Genomic DNA, 1,118 nt, shown 5'->3' with positions numbered 1-1,118 from the left:
GAGGCCGTTGCTCAATGGCGTGCAGGTAAGTTGCGTGCTCAGTGCGTATTTGATGACACTCGTATGCCTTACAAGCAAAAGATGACAGATACTCTCTCATGGAACGACGTGCCAACTTGTAAAGAAGTTGGTGTGGATACTGACTACGTGATGTTGCGCGGTATCTTCATGGCTCCTGGTGTAACACAAGAGCAAGTTGATTACTATGTAGAGCTTTTCAAGAAAGTTCGTGCCACACCTGAGTGGAAAGACTTCATGGAAAAGGGTGCATTTAATCAAACCTTCATGACCGGTAAGGAATTTAGAAACTGGTTGACCTTGAACGAAGCGCTTCATTTGCAGTTGATGACTGAAGCTGGTTTCTTGGCTAAGAAGTAATCTTTAAATAGGGCCTCGAATCCGGGGCCCTATCCCTGAGTAGATAAATTTACTTTTAGTAATTTCTAGAAGTAGTTCAATATTGTTTTTTTAATTAATCTTCATATTGGTGATCGAAGTAATGTCTGAAAATTCAAATAATAATAGTCACGAGTCGCTGGTCAGCGTCCGGACAATGGATATGATTACTGCAGCCCTGTTTATTGTCTTGGGTGCGATTTTTATGTACGGCTCCATAAAGCTGGGAAATGGCTGGGGGTCTGATGGACCGGAGGCGGGTTATTTTCCCTTCTACATTAGTTTGATCATGTCAGCAGCTAGTGCAGTTACCTTCTACAAGGCCTACGCTGATAAGAGTGAAGAAGATGAGTCTTTTGTTGGTAAAGGCCCGTTTAAGCAGGTTCTCTCTGTTCTATTGCCAGCAGCAGTTTTCGTTCTCGGAATGCAGTTAATTGGAATTTATGTTTCTGCATTTATTTACATTGCGATATTTATGAGATGGCTGGGAAAATATGCGCTCTGGAAATCAATTGTGGTTGGCTTGGGCGTATCAGTTGCGCTCTTTATGGTTTTCGAGATTTGGTTCCAAGTTCCCCTCCCGCATGGCGCCCTCTTTAATCCATTAGCGATTATTGGCGTGCAATAACAATTACAAAAATTAAAAAAGAAGGAGATCAAGTTGGAAGAAATTAGCGCTCTATTTCAAGGCTTTGCTGTAGCCTTGACGCCATTCAACTTAT

Annotated in this window: 1 protein-coding gene and 1 pseudogene; both read left to right on the top strand. The window is 42.2% G+C overall.

Features of this window, described 5'->3' with window-relative positions; genetic code table 11:
• Window positions 1–378 (top strand): annotated as a pseudogene (locus tag B7X71_RS17505) (tripartite tricarboxylate transporter substrate binding protein); the annotation flags it as partial.
• 121 nt (window positions 379–499) lie between these two features.
• Window positions 500–1,024, top strand: a complete 525-nt coding sequence (locus B7X71_RS17500) for a tripartite tricarboxylate transporter TctB family protein (protein WP_293601681.1) — start codon at window positions 500–502, stop codon at window positions 1,022–1,024.
• Window positions 1,025–1,118 lie beyond the last annotated feature (94 nt).

The sequence above is a fragment of the Polynucleobacter sp. 39-46-10 genome (assembly GCF_002282275.1).
Note: the sequence above shows the minus strand (reverse complement) of the source record. Positions and strands in the feature narration are given on the sequence as shown.

Bases quoted from the DNA above. Each gene is read 5' to 3' on its own strand.
- B7X71_RS17500 (WP_293601681.1), top strand. From the start codon at position 500: ATGTCTGAAAATTCAAATAATAATAGTCACGAGTCGCTGGTCAGCGTC.